This window comes from Mesorhizobium sp. M0983, from assembly GCF_040318975.1.
GTDB lineage: Bacteria > Pseudomonadota > Alphaproteobacteria > Rhizobiales > Rhizobiaceae > Mesorhizobium.
On sequence record NZ_JAMYNH010000002.1, the window covers coordinates 19,584 to 35,163 of the forward strand.

Annotated in this window: 12 protein-coding genes and 3 pseudogenes; 4 read left to right on the forward strand and 11 right to left on the reverse strand. The window is 65.1% G+C overall.

The features are described from left to right. Nucleotides 1-68: 68 nt before the first annotated feature. From NKH71_RS03560 to NKH71_RS03600, 9 genes and pseudogenes are all read right to left on the reverse strand, one after another. Nucleotides 69-953 (reverse strand): annotated as a pseudogene (locus NKH71_RS03560) (terpene synthase family protein); the annotation flags it as partial. Next, nucleotides 950-2,500, reverse strand: a complete 1,551-nt coding sequence (locus tag NKH71_RS03565) for a hypothetical protein (RefSeq protein ID WP_352894450.1) — start codon at nt 2,498-2,500, stop codon at nt 950-952. The gene NKH71_RS03565 and the pseudogene NKH71_RS03560, both read right to left, overlap by 4 nt. After that, nucleotides 2,497-2,619 (reverse strand): hypothetical protein, encoded by a 123-nt coding sequence (locus NKH71_RS03570; RefSeq protein WP_352894451.1) that lies wholly within the window; start codon nt 2,617-2,619, stop codon nt 2,497-2,499. The genes NKH71_RS03565 and NKH71_RS03570 overlap by 4 nt, the downstream gene beginning before the upstream one ends. Before the next feature lie 27 nt (nt 2,620-2,646). Further along, nucleotides 2,647-3,639 (reverse strand): polyprenyl synthetase family protein, encoded by a 993-nt coding sequence (locus tag NKH71_RS03575; RefSeq protein ID WP_352894667.1) that lies wholly within the window; start codon nt 3,637-3,639, stop codon nt 2,647-2,649. Between the two features lie 154 nt (nt 3,640-3,793). Then, nucleotides 3,794-5,137, reverse strand: coding sequence for a cytochrome P450 (locus NKH71_RS03580; RefSeq protein ID WP_352850760.1), 1,344 nt, complete (start codon nt 5,135-5,137; stop codon nt 3,794-3,796). Next, entirely contained in the window at nt 5,137-5,982 is an 846-nt protein-coding gene (locus tag NKH71_RS03585) for a glucose 1-dehydrogenase (protein ID WP_031195408.1), read from the reverse strand. The genes NKH71_RS03580 and NKH71_RS03585 overlap by 1 nt, the downstream gene beginning before the upstream one ends. 168 nt (nt 5,983-6,150) lie before the next feature. Next, nucleotides 6,151-6,276: pseudogene (locus NKH71_RS03590) on the reverse strand (ferredoxin); the annotation flags it as partial. Between the two features lies 1 nt (nt 6,277). Further along, nucleotides 6,278-7,567: a cytochrome P450 gene (locus NKH71_RS03595; protein ID WP_352894454.1), complete on the reverse strand. Its 1,290-nt coding sequence runs from the start codon at nt 7,565-7,567 to the stop codon at nt 6,278-6,280. Nucleotides 7,568-7,660: 93 nt separating this feature from the next. After that, on the reverse strand, nt 7,661-8,863 hold the full coding sequence (locus NKH71_RS03600) for a cytochrome P450 (RefSeq protein ID WP_352894457.1): 1,203 nt from the start codon (nt 8,861-8,863) through the stop codon (nt 7,661-7,663). A 1,170-nt stretch (nt 8,864-10,033) separates the two neighbouring features. Between NKH71_RS03600 and NKH71_RS03605 the strand changes: the two genes are divergently transcribed. The 4 genes from NKH71_RS03605 to NKH71_RS03620 all read left to right on the forward strand — a co-directional run bounded on the left by NKH71_RS03605 (nt 10,034) and on the right by NKH71_RS03620 (nt 13,807). Next, nucleotides 10,034-10,498, forward strand: coding sequence for a hypothetical protein (locus NKH71_RS03605; protein WP_352894460.1), 465 nt, complete (start codon nt 10,034-10,036; stop codon nt 10,496-10,498). Between the two features lie 11 nt (nt 10,499-10,509). After that, nucleotides 10,510-11,043, forward strand: coding sequence for a peroxiredoxin (locus NKH71_RS03610; protein ID WP_023722998.1), 534 nt, complete (start codon nt 10,510-10,512; stop codon nt 11,041-11,043). 71 nt (nt 11,044-11,114) lie between these two features. Then, a complete protein-coding gene (gene rpoN, locus NKH71_RS03615; protein ID WP_352894462.1) occupies nt 11,115-12,524 on the forward strand; it encodes an RNA polymerase factor sigma-54 in 1,410 nt (469 codons plus the stop codon). 80 nt (nt 12,525-12,604) lie between these two features. Next, nucleotides 12,605-13,807, forward strand: a complete 1,203-nt coding sequence (locus NKH71_RS03620) for an MFS transporter (RefSeq protein ID WP_023722996.1) — start codon at nt 12,605-12,607, stop codon at nt 13,805-13,807. Between the two features lie 222 nt (nt 13,808-14,029). Here the strand turns inward: NKH71_RS03620 and NKH71_RS03625 are convergent. Both NKH71_RS03625 and NKH71_RS03630 read right to left on the reverse strand, forming a co-directional pair. Next, nucleotides 14,030-14,807: pseudogene (locus NKH71_RS03625) on the reverse strand (ABC transporter permease); the annotation flags it as partial. Nucleotides 14,808-14,958: 151 nt separating this feature from the next. Next, nucleotides 14,959-15,573, reverse strand: coding sequence for a nitrogen fixation protein NifQ (locus tag NKH71_RS03630; RefSeq protein WP_352894464.1), 615 nt, complete (start codon nt 15,571-15,573; stop codon nt 14,959-14,961). Between the last annotated feature and the right edge of the window lie 7 nt (nt 15,574-15,580).

A 15,580-nucleotide genomic window follows, 5' to 3' on the forward strand; every position in this document is an offset into this window, starting at 1 on the left:
GCTCCATCCGTCGCATCGGGCGACGGCGTTGCGTCGGATCGGACCGACGGCAGCGCGCGCACGCCGCCGCCTCCCCCCGCAGCGTCGCTGCGGTAGCGGCTGGTCGAGGTCTGGTAGTACTGCGCGCGGATGGCCGCCATGGCCTCGATCAACGGTCCCCAGGGCGCGGGAAAGCGTTCTTCCGCCATCACCCGGTGCAGCATGCGCGTATGGCCGGCCAGCTCGTCGTTGAGGAACTCCACCACAGGCATAGCCGGATAGCGCTGCAGCAGCAGGATCGCCGCGTTGTCGGCCTCGCTAGCCGACCTGTCTTTGTCGCGTCCATGCAGATCGTTCTGCAGGCGCCCTATCGCGGAGATGAGCCGCAGGACCTGGCGAAATGCCGGACGCGCGCGCAAGGTCGCCATGTCCAGCCCCCACAGCAACGACAGGCAACAGAACACGTTCGTGTAGGCGATCGAATCGATGCCGTTGTGCAGGTACTCGGCGTAGGACCAGCGTTCCGCCCCTGCCGCCTGCGCGTGTCCGGCGCGCAGCGCCGCGCAGTAGCACCGGGTATCGTCGAGAAGCTGAGCATAGTCGCGACGATCGTAGGCGAGCGCGGCCAGCGAAGCGCGCAGCACAGCGCAGCCATCGAATCCGGGAAGCGCGCACGGCACGCCCTGCCCCAGCGCCTGCTCCACCGCCGCGAGCTGCTCCGGCGCGATCAGGCCAAGGTCGTTGCAATCGTCGAGCCAGAACAGCAGCGCCAGTTCGCGATAGAACGCCACGATCAGCGTTTCGTCCTGCGGATCGCGGCCGGTGCGGGCGCTGGTGTCGCGCAGGCCCGGGTGGATGCACTGCATGATGTACTGGCCGCCCCTGACCGCTTCCACGGCATGCTCGTCGGCGAACCCGGTCAGGGAACGTCCCCACTCCAGCACCTGCTGCAGCGCGCGTTCGGTCTGGATCATGCCGCCGCTCCTGCTCCCTCGACTAGGACGCGCCGCCCCCAACAAAGCGCCAGCCACAACCCGGCGAGTTCGGCCACGCGCACCACCCGGGTGGGGCAATACAGTTCCTTGCCGATCCACAGCGGCGTCTGCGGCAATGCATGCGCGGCGTGGCGGGCGAGCATCCACTCCAGCGCACGCGCCACCGCCTGCGCGGTGCGCCGGCGCCCTGTCAGCTCTTCGCTCCCGTCCAACGCGTGCAACGCGAACAGCGCATAGGCGGTTTCCTCGAATGTGGACGCGCGACCGGCGCCCCAGCCGCCGTCGTCGCGCTGCGCCTGCAGCAGCGCCGCCAGCGCGCGCTCGTCGTGCCACTGGGGCTTGCCTTGCGCCAGCGCAGCGACCGCATGCGCGGTAGGATAAAGCCACGAAACGTGCCATTTTTCGTTGTCCCATAGACCGTGCGGGTTGCGATTGGCCTCGACGTAGACGCTGGTGCCGGCGGTGGGCTTTCCCAACAGTCGCAACGCATGCAGGGCATGGATGTTGGTCGACACCGAGGCATTGCGCTCGCCGGGGAAGGTGACGAACAGCTCGCCGATTTCGAAATGGCGCAACGCATCGACCGCCGGGTCGCGGCCTGCAAGGCGCAGGACGCACAACGCAACGGCGGTGTCGTCCGCATCGGCCGCGAAGTGCAAGGCCGGGCCCAGACCCCGCACGCCCAGCCGGGCGTCGAGCTCTGCGACGATCCCTTGCACCGCCTCGGCGAGCGCGGGATGCGCGAACAGCCCGGCCAGATGCAGGGTGTACAGCGACCAGCATGGCTCGAACACATTGATCGGCCAGACGTTGGGAACGACACCTTCGATGCCGCTGCGCGTCGCCCGCGATGCCGCCTGCAGATACGCGTCGGCGCACCCGACCTGCGGCGTGCTCCCCTGTGTCACGGCGCGCGCACGCCACGCGGCGGTGGCCGCCGGACTGATGCCGATGCTGCCGTCGTCATCCGGGCATGCGGTGGTCGGCGACGTCCCCCAGGCTTCCCAGGAGTGCAGCAACGGATGGCCGCTCGGCAACCTCCCCACCGCCCCCAGCTTGACCAGGCACGCTTGCCGCAACGGCAACAGCGCCGGGTGGCGCGGAAACGCCACGCCGCCCAGCAAGGATGCGGCCTCGCCGCACAACTGCGGCAGGATCAGCTCCGCGCCGATCGGCGCGTCTTCCGGCACCGCATACGCGTAGGGATCGGGCTGGCGCTCGAGGAACCGGGTTGCAGCCTGGACTGCGTCGGCAGCGCCGGGAACAGGATCGGCACGCTGCAACGCCAGCAACGCCGCCCACGTGGGCGCATGGCGGAACAGCGGGAAGTCCGGGCTTCCCCATCCGCCATCGGCCTGTTGCTGCGCGATGAGCCACGCGTATGCGTCCTGCCGACCGGTGACGTTGCCGTGGAACTGCAGAGCTCGCGCCGTGTCGTAGACGGACGGACCGACGCTGCCGCCGTCGCTCATCTCGCTCAGCAGGTGGCGCAATTCGGAAAGGATCTGTTCGGACAGCGCGTTCACGCGGGATGTTCCTTCTGCAGACGGTTGGCGAGGACCAGGATCGGGCAACCGCTGCGATCGGCGCCGTGGACTCGGACAAAGAGCAGCGTGCATCGCCCGCCGACCAGTCGCAGCAGCATAGGGCGAGTCCATGCGGACGGGCGCGCTCATGCGTATGGCGCGGACAGATTCACGTTGGCCCGCTGCAGCATCTGCGCCAACCGTTCCGCACGCGGCCCCAGCGGGACGATGGCCTCCCCGGCGTCGCGCAACAAATCCAGCGCGAACTGGCGCGCTGCCTGCAGCCCCATGATCGACGCGCAGGTCGGCTTCTGCGCCGCCGCGTCCTTGCCGGGGGTCTTGCCCAGCGTCGCGGTATCCGCTGTCGCGTCGAGCATGTCGTCGATCACCTGCAACGCCAGGCCGAAACAGGCGGTGTAGCGATCGAGCGCACCGTACAGCCCAGCGTGCGCGGCATCCTCCGTGATGGCGCATAGCGCGCCCATGCGAACGGACGCGCGCACTAGTGCTCCGCTCTTCATCCGGTGCATCGCCACGATCCTGTCCAGCTCGGCGTGCTTTCCGACCAGCGACAGATCCATGGCCTGCCCGCCTGCGGCACCCTCGGCGGACACCGCCTGCGCCAGTTCGCGCACGAGCGCGATACGGTTGTCGCCCGGCGCATCCAGGCTCGCCAGGGTCAGGAAGGCGTGCGCCTGCAGCGCATCGCCGACCAGGATCGCAGTGGCTTCGCCGAACTTGACGTGCACGGTCGGAAGGCCGCGGCGAAGCACGTCGTCGTCCATTGCGGGCAGGTCGTCGTGGACCAGGGTACAGGCGTGCATCATCTCGATGGCGGCGCCGACGTCGTCGAGCGTGTGCGCCGGCGTGTCGGCCAGTGCGCCGGCAGCCATACAGAGCAAGGCGCGGGTGCGCTTCCCGCCATTCAAGGTGGCGTAGCGCATCGCCGCCATCAGCTCGGTCTCACCGTCGTCTTCGGCGCAGAGAAGACGCGCCAGCGCCTGTTCGACCCGTTTTGCGCCGTCCTGCATCCAGATCTCCGGCAGCAGCCTGCCGGATGCGCCGCGCGCCTGCGCGCCCAATCCGCCGAGCGCGGAAACGCCAGTTCCGTGGTCGTGTAGCGTGGAACCGGTCTGCATGTCGTTCATGTCCTTGTACCTGACAGCAGACGGCCACGGCGAGCGGCGAGCCGATGCAGTGTTGCCGGCGTCGCACCGAGCGCGCGCGCCGAGTGCAGCAATGCCGCGCGTCGCCGGCGCCGCTGCCTCGCCACACGGGGTATGCGATGCCAGCTCATGAGAATCCGATGCGGATTTTCATGGAGGGTTGTGCTGTCGGGTAATAGCGCCGGCCTTTTTCGGCGTCGCTCAGCAACCGCGGCCGCACCCCGGCCTTGTGCATGGTCAGCGCCAAGGCGATGCTGAACTGCACCAGTTCCAGCCATACCAGGTGGTAGCCGATGCAGACGTGTGGGCCGCTGCCGAACTGCAGCATGTCCACCGGCCCGATCGGCCCCGTGCGTTGCAGCCACCGCGCCAGGCGGAACTGATCAGGCGCCTCGTGCAGCAGCGCCGAGGTCGAGAAATGCAGCAGCGGGATGCATAGACTTGTGCCCGCGGGAATGCGGCGCTGGCCGAGTTGTAATTCCTGCGTCGTGCGACGCGGTATGAGCGAGGACGCCGGATGCATGCGCAGCGTCTCGCGGAACAGCGCCTCGGCGACCGGAAACTGCGCCAGGTCCGCGTGCCGGGTCGGCACCGCGCCCACGCGTTGCGCCTCCTCGACCAGGGCGTCCCACAGCTCAGGCTGCCGTGCCAGCTCGATCACCATCCAGGCCATCGTCGAGGCGGTGGTCTCGTGACCGGCAAGCAGCAGCAAGCGGATGTTAGCGACCAGGACGTCATCGGAGAGCGCATCGTCGCTGCGATCGAAGGCGCTCACCATGTCGTTGATCAACCCGGTGCGCGCGGCATGCGCGCGCGCGTCGCGGATGAACTGGCGCGACTGCGCGTCGATCCAGTCTCGGGCGGCGCGGCCGCGCCGCAAGGGCGTTCCGGGCAGGTCGACCGGGGGCGCGACGATCAACTGCAGCAGTTGCCGGTACTTGCGATGCCACTCCGGCAGGTCTTGGGCGGGGATGCCCATGAGACTGAAGGTGAGCTTGAGCATCAGGTCGCCGGTTTCGGGCAGGATAGTTACTTCACCGCAGTCGCGCCACGCCTGCACCCGGGTCTGGATGACGGGCTCGAACAGCTCGCCAATGCCGGCCTCGGTCAGCCCCCTGGGCAGGAACGCCGCCTTGATCCCATCGCGCGCCTGCCGGTGCGCGTTACCGTTCAAAGTGACCAACGTTCCGCCAAGGATTTCGGGCGCGATCTCTTCGATCAGCGCCGAGGACACGTGCTTGTGCCGGAGCAATGCGATCACATCCGGATCCAGGCAGGTCATCAGGTGTCCGGCACGACCGAAGTCCAGCCAGAAGTGGCTGCCCAGCGTCCGCTCCGCGCGCCGCAGCAGGCGCGGCAGGTCGCAGACGATGGCGGGAAGATGCCCGACCAGGGGAAAAGCGCCGGGCATGACCGGGACGTCGTATCGCAGCCGGTGCCGTCGGTTGAGCGGGTTGAGCAGCATGTCCATCACCTCCTTGGCGCAGCGTCCGCTTCGGCGGTGTCGCCGGATGGCCGCGCGGCGCGGCTGTTGCCACCATCGGCATATGTCGGCACATGCGTCAGCATGCCGCCGTCGATGCACACGACCTGGCCGGTGATGAACGCAGCATCGTCGGAGAGCAGGAACGCCACCAGCGCGGCCACGTCCTCGGGACGGCCGACGCGCGGCAGGAGCTGGTGCCGTCGCAGATGCCGTTGCATGCACTCGTCCAGCTTGGCGAGGAGACGCTCGGTCATGATAAGACCCGGCGCAACCGCGTTGCAGCGGATCTGCGAGTGACCGTACTGGGTGGCGAGCGAGGCCGACAGCATGTTCATCGCCGCCTTCGAGGCGGCGTAGGACGTCTGCGCGGTATCACCGCTGAGCCCCTGGCACGACGACATGTTGACGATCGCGCCACCGCCACGGGCCATCATCCGTGGGATGGCCTGCCGGCAGCAGAGCAGCGTGCCACGCAGATTGGTCGCCATCGTCTCATCCCAAACCGCCAGGTCCAGGTCGAGGATCGCGCGGTCGCGCGGGGTCAGATGCATGGCGCTCGCGTTGTTCACCAGCAGGTCCACCCCACCAAAGTGCTGCTCCGCCGTCTCGAACAGCGCGGCCACCGCCTGCGCATCGGCGATGTCTATGGCCAGGGCCAGCGCGTGGCCCGCTTCGGCCGCGATCTGCGCGGTGCAGGCGACGGCAGCCGAGCCATCAATGTCGGCCACCACCACTCGGCCCCCCTCCCGCGCGATGGCGAGGGCGCATGCCTTGCCGATGCCCGCGCCAGCGCCGGTCACCACGGCCACCTTGCCTTCAAACCGTCCCATCGTGTCTCCTGGATTGCCTTGGTCTTTCGCGACACGCCGCTCGGCCTCCGCCGGAGAGGGCGCCGGATCGGCGCTGGCGTGCTCGTCATCGCCAGCGTCGCTTTCGATGACCCGAATGGCGGCGACCGGGCACTGGCTGGCCGCGAGCCGCACGGCGGCGTGCAGCGCCTGCGGGACCGTCGCCACGCACACGTCGGCCACGCCGTCCGGTTCGCGCTGGCGAAAGGTGCCCGGCAGCGTCAGCACGCACTGTCCGGTGGTTCCGCACAGATCCTGGTCGACCACGACGCGCATCTCAGCCCCCCTGCGTATGCAGCCGCACCGGCAGCGCACGGAATGTCCTAAGGAACGCGGAGGGCTCCCGGGTCGGCTGCTCGGCCAATGCCAGCGTGGGGAAGCGCGCCTGGATCCGCGGCAGGCTCTCGGCCAACTGCACCCGGGCCAGTTGCGCACCGAGGCAGAAGTGGATGCCGTGGCCGAAGCTCAGCATGATCTTCCCGTCGGTCGACATGCCAGGACTGGTGCCGTAGAACCGCGCGGGATCGAAGCGGTCGGGATCGGCGAAGGCGTCCGGGTCGCGATTGCCGGCCGCGATCAGCACGCGCACGTCCGCGTTCTTAGGGATCACCACGCCGCCCAGTTCGATGTCGCGCTGGGCGATACGCGGAATGGAGCTGAACATGGCGGGCGCGTCGCAGCGCAGGACTTCTTCGACGAATGCCTTCACCCCCACGGGGTCTCCCTGCAGCCAGTGCCGCTGTTCGGGATACGCCAGCATCGCCAGGACCGCATGGTCGATGGCCGCAGCAGTGGTGGCGAAGCCGCCCAGCAGCATGCCCCACAGCATGCTGATCAACTCCGCATCCGACAGCGTGTCGGCATCGTCGTCGTGTGCGCCGACCAGCATTGACACGATGTCGTGGCGGGGATCGGTGCGCTTGCGCTGTATGAGGTCGCCGAAGTAGGCCTGCACCCTGGCGCTGGCCGCGTCCGCCGCGGCGAGCTGGGGATCGCTGGCGTGCGGGCTCAGGCCTTCCAGAATGGCGCCGATGCCGGCAGCGAGCCCGAACATGTCGTCCTGGGGCATGCCGAACAGTTCGGCGAAAACCAGCATGGGCAAGGCCAGCGCGAATTCGCGATGCAGGTCCACCGCCTCCCCGCGCTCCAGCGCGGGCGCCATGCCGTCCAGGCGCGCTGCGACGATGCGCGCGATGCTCGGCCGCAGGTTGTCGATCTGGCCCATGGTGAAATCGCGCGAGATCAGCCGGCGCAGACGCGTATGCGTCGGTGGATCCTTCATCGCTAGCGTGGACGCCAGCAGATTGAGTGACAGGCTGGTCTGCGCACGCGGGAAATAGCGCGCCAGGTCGCCCGGCGCCGGTCCCCGAAACGCATCGCCCGTGGCTTTGAGCGCCCAGTAGATGTCGGCGTGGCGGCTCAACAGAAAGAGGCCCGACGCCGCGCGATGCACCGGATCGTGCTCGCGCAACCACCGCATGAACGGATACGGGTCGTTGATGCACGCTGGCGACGCCAGTTCGGCGAAGGCGTCCCGGCATGCTGCCGTGGTTTCTTGCACATCCATCTTGGTTACCTGTTGGCTGGTGATCTGACCGGCGCCCGCCAGGGGCGCCGGCGAATTGCGGAGAAGATCGCGATTCCCGGCGGCGTCCGCGCCTCACCAGAGCACCGGGAACTCCTCGAACCCGCCAGTGATGATCTCCTTGCGCAACTTCAGTTCTTCGGGCGCCACCGCCAGGCGCAGCGCGGGAAAGCGCTGAAAGATCGAACCGAACACTACCTTGAGTTCCAGCCTGGCCAGCGCCGCGCCGATGCAGTTGTGCGGCCCGTAGGAGAACGCCAGGTGCGGGTTTTTCTCGCGTCCGATGTCGAAGATTTCCGGGTCGTCGAAGTGGCGCGGATCAAACGACGTCGCCGGCAGGCCGACCAGCACCTTGCTCTCCGCGGGAACATGCACGCCCGCGATGGTCACGTCGGTCCTCGGATAGCGCATGATGCCGTCCCAGCCCGCGCCCGGCGGGTACATGCGCAGGATTTCCTCCACCGCTTTGTCCACCAGGGATGGATCGCCGACCAGGCGTTCGCGCTGTTGCCGATGGCGGAACATGGCCAGCAGGCCGAATTCGATCTGTGCGACGGTGCTCTCGTGCCCCGCCACCAGCATGCCCGCCGCCAGGCCGATCGCCTCTTCCTCGGTCGCCTTGCCCTGGTCGACCGCCGCGAGCAGATCGGTCAGCACGTTGTCGCCCGGATCCTGGCGCTTGTCCTGCATCTTGCCGCGAATGTAGGCGCGCAGTTCTTCCCACGCCAAGCGCGACGCGCTTCGCGGGCCGCTTTCATGCTGGTGCGTCATCACCTCGTCGGACAGCCCGGCGAAAAAGGCGTGATCCTCGTAGAGCACGCCCATCAAAGCGCTGATGACCATGGCCGGAAGCGGAAAGGAGAGGTGGCGCCGCAGGTCGGCGGGCTGGGGTTGGGCCGCCAGCGTCTCGAATAACTGCGCGGCGATCGCCTCGACCTGCTGCGCGAGCAGCTTCACCCTGCCATTGCTGAGGGCCGGCGCCACGATCGTGCGTAACCGGGCATGCTCGCCCCCCTCGTGCGAGACCAACCACCCCGGCGAACCGAGCATCACCGAATCCGGGGTGAATGCCGCCGGCGGCATTCCCGCGGGCCGGAAGGCCGCGTCGGACAGCACCGCCTTGGCTTCGTCGTAGCCTGTCACCCACCAGCCTTCGTGCCCGAACGGGAAGCGCACGCGGTGGATCGGACCGTTGGCGCGTAGCGCCAACATCTCGGGCGAGGGCTCGATGTGATCGACTCGCCACATCGGCAGCGTCGGCAAGGGTTGTTCGGGCATGGTGGCACTTCTCTTTAAGCGATGGAAGGGCGGAAGGTGACCGGCAGGCGCTGCGAGCAGCGAATGACGTAAGACGGCATATAGACGACGTCCTCCGCGGCGTAGCCCGACCTCGATTTTTCAAGATCGGCCAACGTGTAACTGCGTAGGCATACCCCGCGGCGAGATGCAGAACGTTATCCTGCGCCTTCGAGTTCAGGATAAAGCGGGTGTGGCAGGCATTTGAGCCGCAGCCGGCCATCAAGTTTTGTTCGACCAAGGCGGCGAGCCTGTTTTGGTAGGGGCGGTTTCGCCGAGGCCCCCTTCCCTAGAATGCTATCTGATGCGGATTTGACATTTTGCTTTTCTTTCTTCGTTCCATCGATCGCGGTGTCATCCACGAAATGAAGGTCGGTCGGCGGCGCCCGGCCAGCAACGAACAGGCTTCAAAACTCGTGCCAATTTGGCCGGCCCGGCAGAAGAAAAGATTCAGGGCTTAGCCTGAGGCCGGACAAGAGCTCGGCGAAATGGCCGGTGTCGTGGACCAACAAAGGCGACAGAACAGTGTCGGATGGTACGAGCCTGGGCGACCTTTCGGTCGGGCTTGCGACATTCTGGTCCAGTTTCGAACATAAGAGGGTTGCAAATAGACACGTTTGGCGGCGCGATCCTCTCGGACAGGGCGCTTGCCGAAGAGCGTGCGCTCATGGTTGCTGCCACAGGCGGGTGTTCGCAATAGCCGTGCCTGCGCACGCAAGAACACGCTAGCGGCATACGCTACGCAATCGCTGCAGTGCCCGCCGGTGCGAGGTGGTGCATCGGCTCGGCTGCGTTCGTCTTTGCCCAGCTGGGGCGGAAGCGCCGAACATCCGCACCATACAGCACCGTTGTTGGGTGTCGTGACTAGGCGGTTATAGCGCGCGCCCGATCTTGGCGAAGACACCGCCTCCGAGAAAAAGGGGGCGGTCCAAAAGCATGTCTATTTGAAATGGCACGCCGCTTGCTGCTCCTGGTTAGAGCCCATCAAATCACGATGAAAGCGACAGCGCCATGCCCGACACCCGAAGCTCTAGATCGTGGCCTGAGGAGACGGTGCCCGTTCCCGCTGAACATCGGTACATCGTCTCCTCCGGAGGTCCGTGCTCGGCAGGCGCTTTGCGCACGACTGGTCCGATGCCGGCACGCCAACACATGGCGCTCGCGCAATTGCCGTTTACCGGTTTTGATCAGCATGTGAGTGCCCAAGAGCCCGATCAAAGAGGTACCGAAGCCAAGGTCGGCGGGTCACTGGCAAATATCGACGATACGCCGAACCAGTTGAGTGACGCGGGTCTCTTGCGTGAAGTCACATCTGAGGCCTCCACACGCTTCCGATATTGGCTACTTCCGGCCGCTATCACTTTTCCCCGGGCACGAGCGCGAGTGATCGATGCCGCCATAGCCCTGGAAAGACTGCCCAAGCGGCTCGACGGCCTCCAGCTCGCTCAGATCGATGGCGTTCGGGTGGCGAAGACCAGCAGCCAAAACGTTCCCATACATCCGGATGGCAAGAGGAAGTTGCGGCCGCGAGGGCCTCATTTCATGCCCGGCATACGAGCCTTTGCTCGGTATTGCGCCAGCCTCTGCCAGAATCCAGCGTGCCAGTTTTTTTCTTGAGGAGCAAGTTGATGACCGTTCAAAAGAAGGTTCCCTTCGTCACCTTTCTCACGCGTGTTCGCGATGAGTCAGTCCAGGGCCCAAATCCCTATCGCTGGGAAGAAAAGACATCTGACGACTACTTTGCCGGCAAGCGCGTCATCCTATTCTCGCTGCCTGGCGCCTTCACTCCGACCTGCTCGACCTACCAACTGCCCAATTTCGAAGACCTCTATGATGAGTTTGAGAAGGAGGGAATTGACGCGATTTACTGCGTCTCCGTCAACGATGCCTTCGTCATGAATGCATGGGGGAAGTCCTTGGGCCTGCAGAAGGTCGAGCTCATTCCCGATGGCTCAGGCGAGTTCACACGCAAAATGGGCATGCTGGTCGCCAAGGACAATCTCGGCTTCGGGATGCGCTCCTGGCGCTACGCCGCTCTGATCAACAATGGCGTGGTGGAGCAGTGGTTCGAGGAGGAAGGTTTCTCCGACAACTGCGAGGCCGACCCCTATGGCGTCTCATCCCCGCAAAACGTTCTCGAAACGCTGAAGGCCGCCGCATGACCTAGAAAACTTTTCCTCCCTGGTGCCATTACCCACCCCAAGAAGCTCCTCGACAGGATGTCGCGCTCACCATGCAATCCTCAGCAAGCCTACTTCAGCGCCAGAAGCAATCCATGGTCGCATCGCCTCAACTCATTGAGTCGATTCGCTTGCTGCAACTGGCGCATACTGAACTGCATCAGTTCGTGGAGCAGGAAATCCAGAAGAACCCGCTCTTGGAATCTGCGTCAAACGATGACGGGTCTTTTGGCGATGTTTCGATTTCGGGAGCGGATCAGCCTATCGGCCCACGTGCAAACGCCGTTGACGGACCGACCGGGCCCGGGTCACTCCGCAACAAGACCAACAACCCGTCGGGTAATGGCCCTTCCCTCGACGAGTTTGCCACCCTCGCCGAAACATTGCACGACCATGTCGCTGGTCAGATCGCCCTCACTGCGTTCACACCAAAGGAGCGGCTGATCGCTCACCAGCTTGCCGCCGATCTGGAAGACACTGGCTATCTTCGGGCCAACCTTTTGGAGCTAGCCGAGAGCCTGAATGTCCAGGAGGCTGATGTTGAACGGGTTCTCGGAACCTTGCAGCACTTTGATCCACCGGGAATTTTTGCGCGAACTCTCGAAGAATGCCTCGAGCTCCAGTTGCGCCAGCGAGACCGGTTCGACCCGGCAATGGCAGCTTTGGTTGCCAATCTTAAAATGCTTGGGCGACGCGATTTCCAGGCACTGAAGCAGCATTGCGGTGTCGATGAAGACGACCTTCTCGACATGTACCATGAGATTCTTGCGCTCGATCCCAAGCCTGGAAACCGGTTCCAGTCCGGTCCGTTGGAATCCATCATACCCGACGTCTGGGTCATGCCCTCGCCGGAAGGCGGATGGAAGATCGAACTTGATCCGGCCACACTGCCCAAGGTGCTGATCAACCGAGCCTACTATGCCGAAGTCTCGCGTCACACCGTCCAAAATTCGAAAGATCAAGCATTTCTCAACGTATGCTTGGAGACTGCGAACTGGCTGATACGCAGCCTCGATCAGCGCGCCAACACGATTCTTAAGGTTGCGACTGAAATCGTGCGCCAGCAGGAGGCCTTTTTTGAACATGGCGTTGCTCACCTGCGGCCTCTCAATCTCAGGACCGTCGCTGACGAGATCGGCGTGCACGAGTCGACGGTAAGCCGGGTGACCTCGAACAAGTACATGCTTACCCCGCGCGGAATCTTTGAACTGAAGTATTTTTTCACCGTCGCGATCGCTTCCTGCGAAGGCGGCGATGCCCACTCCGCCGAAGCTGTCCGCCATCAGATCAAAGCGATAATTGCCGCAGAACCTCCCGGCGACGTGCTTTCCGACGATGCCATCGCTGTCCGGCTGAAGGAAACCGGCATGGATGTTGCGCGCCGCACCGTCACAAAATATCGCGAGGCAATGAACATCCCCTCCTCCGTACAACGCCGCCGGGAAAAGCGCCTGTGTCTTTAAGTGGGTCAAGGCAGCCAACCTCATGTTGCGGTACATCCAAAGTGGAGACTTCGTTCGTGACCCAATCCGCGGCAGGCGTGATGGACGCTGTTCGGCACGACCCAGAAAAGCCCGACCAGCCGTCTGGTCCCGCATGGGGTGCGGTCATTTCGCTTTCCTTGGGCACCTTCGGGCTGGTGACGGCAGAGTTTCTGCCTGTCGGCCTACTCACGCCGCTCGCGCATGATCTCGGTGTCACCGAGGGTGCGGCTGGACAGGCGATGACGGCGACCGCCATCGTCGGGGCGATCTCGGCGCCGACGATGGCCATCATCACAAAGCGCTTGGACCGCAGGATCGTCATTTGGGCGATGACGCTGTTACTGATCCTGTCGGACGTTCTGGCGGCCGGCGCGTGGTCGCTGGCGGTTCTCCTGACGGCACGCGTCGTGCTCGGCATAGCGCTCGGAGGCTTCTGGTCGCTGTCGGCAGCACTGGCGATGCGGCTCGTCCCAAGCCACCTCCTGCCGCGCGCCATGTCGATAATCCTCACCGGTGTTTCCGTCGCTACAGTTTGTGCAGCTCCAATCGGCGCTTATGTCGGCGATATCTGGGGATGGCGAAGCGCGTTCATACTCGCCGCTGTGGTCGGCGCCGCAACACTGCTGGTGCAACTCGTAACCATTCCGAGGCTGCCTCCGGTTGGAGTGGCCAGCTTCCGCAGCCTGCTGGATGTGGCCAAGATCCCGATGATCAAGGTCGCGATTTTTGTCGTCCTACTGGTCGCTTCCGGCCACTTCGCCGGATTCACCTATATCCGCGCCTTCCTCGAGAAGGTTCCCGCGCTCGATGTCGAGATGATCTCGCTTGTGTTGCTTGCCTTTGGCATCGGCGGATTCTTCGGCAATTTGGCCGGGGGGCTTCTGGCCGAGTACAGTCTCAAGACAGTCGCGGCCCTTGCACCGCTGCTCATAGCGATAGCCGCTGTCTCGCTGCTGACGGCGGGAGCATCGGCCTCGGCCGCGGCGATTGCGGTTGCCGCATGGGGCTTTGCCTTCGGCGCGGTGCCGGTGGGATTGCAGACGTGGATGGTGCGGGGCGCCGCTCCCGAGCAGGCCGAAACCGCCGGTGTGCTGATGGTCGTAGCGTTCCAAGTGGCAATCGCAGCCGGCGCCTTTTTCGGCGGATTATTGGTGGACAATGCCGGGATTGCCGGCGCTGTCGTCTACAGCGCGGTTGCCACGTTCCTCGCCGCCCTGACAGTGTTCGTGCTCGGCCCGAAGCGCGAAACCTATACCGCCTGACAGAAGAGGCCTCAGCAGCGCAGCGCGACGAGAGATGCAATCGCGTCCACCGCGCGGCGCGATCCTCCGCACGATTACTTTGGCGGTTGCAGGCTTCGTTTCGCCGAGCGCATAGGCGACTGGATCGCCGCCGCGGCAGCCTGTTCCGTGTCGGCCTCCGATCTCGCATGGACCAGCGCCAGCGCCTCGCCGGCTTCACCTCCGGGCCATGGCTATCTTCGCCAGACAGGCGAACATTGCCGGAACCGGTTTCCATTTGGCGAGGATGAGCGGTGCCAGCGCGATGAAACCCTCGCCGGCGGTCATGTCCTTCACGAAGCCGGCATTCTGGGCGAGTGACAGGTACGCGCCGGCCTTGCCCGCCAGAACGCCGGTGAAGATGCCGCGCGGTAGCGCAGGCAGGTCACCGAAATGCCGGTGGTACCAACGGCGGCCGGATTTTCACCGACGGCGCGAAGCCTTAGGCCGAAGCGGGTGCGAAACAGCACCAACCAGGTGAATGGCACCATCAGGGACGCGACATAGACCAGCAGCCAATGGCCCGAGATCAGCTCGGAATAGACCGGCCCGAGCACCAGCACGCCGCGCACCGCTTCGGCGCTGGGCAGAATGATCGCCTCGAAGCGCGAGTCTTCGGAGAGCGCCGGCGCGCGCCCTGCCGGAACCAGGCCTGGCCGAGAATGATGGTGGAGCGCGGCAGCGGTGAAACGGATGGCGACGCCGAAGACGATCTGGTCGCCGCGATGAGTGATCGAGGCGAAAACCGTGCACCAGCGCGAAAAACACGGCGGTCGCTACGGCGGCGCCCAGGCCGAGCCGAGCCTGTAACCGCGGCCGCCGAGGCGCCGGCAAAGGTGCCGGCCAGCATCTTGCCCTCGAGCCCCGTGTCGAAGACGCCGGCCCGCTCCGAATAGAGCCCGGCCAGGCAGGCGAGCAGCAACGGCACGGAGAACACCAGTTGCTCGGCGGCGATGGTGCGGGTCGGGTCCTGCTCCGCCATGATGAGGCGACCGCCGAAGCGAGCATAGGCGCAACCGGACAGCAGGCACAGCATTCAAATCCTCGAAGGCGAAAGTTCGACGTTCGACAAGAGACATATGGTGCGGCGCGAGCCCTGGCGCTTGTACGACCGACGAAAGCGGCTCTTAATCCTAGCCCGTGCCGTTCTTGATCCGTGTGAGGCGGCTTTCGCCTTCCTCCGGGCCGAAGCAGCTTTCGAAATCATTGCATTCCCGGCAACTGGGCGCGCTGCACAGCGAAAAACCTTCGGCCTCGCAGAGCTTGCGGTAAAAGTACTTCTTCCATTTCATGTTTTGGGTGTTGCCGGCCGCCAGCGTCGGAAAATGCGAGGCGAGCAGGCGGCCGAGCTCGGTCCGATTAAAAAGGCCGAGGTCCTGCCAGAGATGGTCATTGCGCATGGCACGCCGGGCGATGATCTTGGCGAAGCGGGCGCTCGCCTTGTCGCCCGGCCGGGCATGCGCCAGCAGCAGTCCACGCAGAAGTTCTTCCTCCAGATCCGGCTCGGGCTCGCTCACCTCTTCCAAGACAAACGCGTTGATAGGAATAGCAGGGAAACTGCGGGCCAGGACATCGCGCAGCTCGGCGCGCGAAAGGCCGGTTGCCGCCGTCGCCGTCGCCTCGCCGGCCTCGATCTCCTCGAGCGCACTTGAAAGCACACAGGCAAGCACATGCTGGTCGAACCTTCTCTCCAACTCGATCTGCGGCCATTGGCCAGTGCTGAGCCGGGTATAGTGTTGGGCAAACATGGTGCCG